This window comes from Leptolyngbya sp. PL-A3, from assembly GCF_039962325.1.
GTDB lineage: Bacteria > Cyanobacteriota > Cyanobacteriia > Elainellales > Elainellaceae > Vacuolonema.
Map to the genome: position 1 here is coordinate 1 of NZ_JAMPLB010000144.1, position 3923 is coordinate 3923.

The 3923-nt window shown below is 51.3% G+C and carries 4 protein-coding genes and 1 pseudogene; 2 read left to right on the top strand and 3 right to left on the bottom strand.

Features of this window, described 5'->3' with window-relative positions; genetic code table 11:
* A pseudogene (locus NDI52_RS34730) lies at nt 1-124 on the bottom strand (IS256 family transposase); the annotation flags it as partial.
* Between the two features lie 363 nt (nt 125-487).
* Here NDI52_RS34730 and gltD point away from each other — a divergent pair.
* Both gltD and NDI52_RS34740 read left to right on the top strand, forming a co-directional pair.
* Nucleotides 488-1972 carry a glutamate synthase small subunit gene (gene gltD / locus NDI52_RS34735; protein WP_190771836.1) on the top strand — a complete coding sequence of 495 codons (1485 nt, stop codon included), beginning with the start codon at nt 488-490 and terminating at the stop codon, nt 1970-1972.
* Between the two features lie 80 nt (nt 1973-2052).
* Nucleotides 2053-2265 carry a hypothetical protein gene (locus NDI52_RS34740; RefSeq protein ID WP_190771837.1) on the top strand — a complete coding sequence of 71 codons (213 nt, stop codon included), beginning with the start codon at nt 2053-2055 and terminating at the stop codon, nt 2263-2265.
* Between the two features lie 84 nt (nt 2266-2349).
* Here the strand turns inward: NDI52_RS34740 and NDI52_RS34745 are convergent, their stop codons facing one another.
* Together NDI52_RS34745 and NDI52_RS34750 are read right to left on the bottom strand one after the other, a co-directional pair.
* Nucleotides 2350-2868: a hypothetical protein gene (locus NDI52_RS34745; protein ID WP_190771838.1), complete on the bottom strand. Its 519-nt coding sequence runs from the start codon at nt 2866-2868 to the stop codon at nt 2350-2352.
* Between the two features lie 81 nt (nt 2869-2949).
* Nucleotides 2950-3378, bottom strand: coding sequence for a hypothetical protein (locus NDI52_RS34750; RefSeq protein WP_190771839.1), 429 nt, complete (start codon nt 3376-3378; stop codon nt 2950-2952).
* Between the last annotated feature and the right edge of the window lie 545 nt (nt 3379-3923).

The following is a 3923-nucleotide window of genomic DNA, read 5'->3' on the forward strand; positions in this document are numbered from 1 at the left end:
GTCGTTTGCTCAGTTGTTTGAGTAACCCCGATTCGCCCAGAATATCCTCTGGCGTCTGACAGTCTGCCAACAGCTCATCGAGCATCTCATCCACGCGGTTAGTCTCTTTTTTCTTTCGTGCCATGATGCGGTCTCCTGAATTAAGGGGATTTTAGACCGCTTACACAAAATCCTGATCACTCTCTTGTACTCTACTTTCTCGACCTTCTCATCCAGAGTTCTGGGTTCGGTCTGCGCCTCAACACGGTCTACTTTTTCCTCTAGCCTATTGAGCCGTTGGCCCAGCCCTCTTATCTCCTCCTGTAAACCCAGGATTAGGTCTCGAAGGTCATTTGAATCGGGATTGTCAGATGCTTGCATAGCGGTTGTGGATGCGTTGGCTCTCTCCTGATTTTATTGTCGCGCACTCTATTTGCCTTCGGGATAAACCCTCATTAGTTCAAAGCTACTAATCACTTGATTTTTAGAAGATTTACCAGGAAGAACCATGGGAAAACCAACGGGATTTATGGAATATTTGCGGGAGGTCGCCGATGAGATCTCCCCGAGCGATCGCATTCGCAACTGGGACGAATTCCACCTTCATATGCCGGAGGAAAACCTCCGCACCCAGGGCGCACGCTGCATGGATTGCGGCACTCCCTTCTGCCACACGGGCATGACCCTCAGCGGCATGGCCAGCGGCTGCCCTATCAACAACCTGATCCCCGAATGGAATGATCTGATTTATCGTGGCCTCTGGCAGGAAGCGCTCGATCGCCTCCACAAAACCAATAACTTCCCCGAATTCACCGGACGGGTTTGCCCTGCTCCTTGCGAAGGCTCCTGCGTTCTCGGCATCACTCACCCTCCAGTGACCATCAAGAACATTGAGTATTCGATCGCCGAAAAAGGCTGGGAATCCGGCTGGATTACCCCTACACCCCCAACTAAACGCACCGGGAAGAAGGTCGCTGTGATTGGCTCAGGCCCCGCTGGACTAGCGGCGGCGACCCAATTGAATACGGCAGGCCACTGGGTCACCGTGTATGAGCGAGCCGATCGCCCCGGCGGTTTGCTTATGTATGGCATCCCCAATATGAAGTTGGACAAGCAGAAGGTCGTGCTGCGTCGTTTGGAAGTGCTGGAAGCCGAAGGCGTCACCTTCGTTTGCAACACCGAGGTAGGCAAAGACATCTCGGCAGAAACTTTGCTAAAGGATTACGATGCCGTCGTTCTCTGCACTGGAGCGACCAAACCCCGCGACCTACCTATTGAAGGCCGGGAACTCAAAGGCATTCACTTTGCGATGGAGTTCCTCACAGGAAATACTCGCACCGTACTCAACGGTAACCCCACCGAAGATTACATTACTGCCGCCGGCAAAGACGTAATCATCATTGGTGGCGGTGACACCGGGACAGACTGCGTCGGCACTTCCATCCGCCATGGGTGCAATAGCGTCACCCAGTTGGAAATTATGCCAAAACCGCCCGAAACCCGCGCCGCCAGCAACCCCTGGCCCGAATGGCCCAAAGTCTACAAGATGGATTACGGCCAGGAGGAAGCGGCTGCCATGTTCGGCGCAGATCCTCGCACCTACCTCACCACGGCTACTCAGTTCGAGGGCGACGAAAACGGCCAGGTCAAAGCCATTCACACTGTCCAGGTGCAGTGGATGCGCGATGAAAATGGCCGCTTCTCCCCCCAACCCATTCCCGGCACTGAAAAGGTAACTCCCACCCAATTGGTACTCCTTGCCATGGGCTTCCTCGGCCCCGAACAACCCCTCCTGGACGCCCTCGGCCTGGAACGGGATGGACGCAGCAACATCAAAGCCGAGCATGAGCAATACACTACCTCAATCCCTGGAGTCTTCGCTGCGGGTGATTGTCGTCGGGGGCAAAGCCTTGTGGTATGGGCCATCAACGAAGGCCGGGGTGCGGCACGGGAGTGCGATCGCTACCTCATGGGCCACACCGATCTCCCCTAAAACTTAGAGCAGGGGTGCTCTATTGGTTGCCCCTGCTCCGCTGCCTGTCAATTTCTCCACTTCATCTAAAGGATCCAAGCATGGACACCACCTACCCCCGCCAGGTCTATCACAACCTCCGTCTTCTAGAGCATGTCAACATCGTGACCAGTGCGCTGTATCGCCAAATGGCTCAAGATGTCCTGGCAGACTCCAGCGTAGATCTAGTTTGGCGGCAGGCGATCTCCCATCGTCTCAGCGAAGCTAACTTACGATTAGAGCGGCAGACTGTCGGGAAGGACGATAGTTATTAATCCTGTTGTTATCACAAAATAAAGAGGTTGCCGCGCATCGCGCGGCAACCTCTTTATTTTGTGATAACAACGGCAGTAGGATGACTAGCGATGACCCATCCACTTAGATGCGATCGCCCCCAAAGCAGCCCCAACTAACGGATTGCTCAGCATCTTCACAAGAGCCGGTTGATCGGCCAGCACATCCTGGAAGATGTCGGGGTGATTGTGATAAGCGAAGGATGCAAGCTTCGACACATCGTCAGCATTCATCCGGCTAGCGTGGTGGGTGGAAAGACCCAGTTGCTTTTCCAGGTCATGATCTTTCAAACCCCGATGGCCCAACTGCTTCAAAAATTCTTTCGCTACATCGTCGCGCTCATTGGGCTTGATTTGAGCGATCGCCTTCTGCAATTCCGGCTCCATTTGACTGGAAGGAATCCGTTCGGGCTTAAAGGCTTGACTGAATAGATGCTTCCGCTCATCTCGCGAGGAACGCCGGGCGAAGTCATCAAAGTTGTCGTAGTTGTTGCCAATTTCGGTAGATTTGGCATCGAGAGATTCGACATTTCCGCCTGACAGATCTTGCATGATCTGACGCTTATAGGCATCACTACTCGACATAATCATCTCCTAATATTTGCAGTTTTTCTGAAGTTATTTTTTTGTGCACTTCGCACGAAAAAATAACTTCTACAACAGAACCTATGCCGCTTGATACTCAATCTGCCGCGTAGAATTGTTGTACTTGGCAGTCAGAATTCGCTGTTTATCAGGGGCATAGACCAACACCTGTAGATCCCGGTTTGGGAAGTTCTTTTGGAAGCCCTGGACGAGCGATCGCGCCAATTCTTTTACTTCCGTAGGATGCACTTTTGAGGAAATAACAACGCCCAGTTTGTCGTTGTCACGCACATAAGCATCCTGAACCAAACCGTGGGCTGTACTTACAACCCAATCCCCAAATTTTTGTCCCGTTGCTGTATCACCGCGCTGCAATTGCGAATAGGTGGATGTATCGCTGGAAGGCTGGCTAACCTGGGTCGCCGTGCCACTACAAGCTGAGGTCGTCAGCAGAACACCCACCAAACATAGCGCGACTAAAACAGTTCGGATGCGTCGAAATAAGCTCACCTCTACCTCCTAAAATGTCTCAATCCAGTAGATAAATGACGGCTTTCAAGTGAGGGATTTCGGCATTTTGGTACAACCATATTGAACAGAAAGTGGATGCTTCTGTTGCGCCAAACTCCCCTATTCACGCTCAAAAATCACTGTGAGCGCGATTTAATACGTCCTAAAATCGCTTTTGCTATATCTTCGATCGTAGGAGGTTCAAAGATTATTGCCTTCCTTCAAAAGTTGTAACTGAAATTACAGTCTAGAGAATGCATTTGATTATCTCGTTTCTAGAAGAAGGACTTGAAGTCGGCCTAAAGAGGTAGAGATTTCTTATCAAATGCCACTACTCGACAAACAACTGCTTCACTATCAAAAAATCCATATCAAGCTACCACCCTTGTCGTAGAGACGTTGCACGCAATGGGGAGCATGTCACCTTTGCGGTGAGTAGAAATGCCTAAGAGGAACTGAAGTGCTGGAAAAGTTAGGTTGTATCAGCGAAAATCAGAGCTATCTACTTCGCAGACAAAGCCATGCAACCTGAACAAGAGCAAGCC

Excerpts from the sequence above, each read along its gene's own strand:
- gltD (WP_190771836.1), top strand. The coding sequence starts at position 488 with ATGGGAAAACCAACGGGATTTATGGAATATTTGCGGGAGGTCGCCGAT.
- NDI52_RS34745 (WP_190771838.1), bottom strand. The coding sequence starts at position 2,868 with ATGTCGAGTAGTGATGCCTATAAGCGTCAGATCATGCAAGATCTGTCA.
- NDI52_RS34740 (WP_190771837.1), top strand. The coding sequence starts at position 2,053 with ATGGACACCACCTACCCCCGCCAGGTCTATCACAACCTCCGTCTTCTA.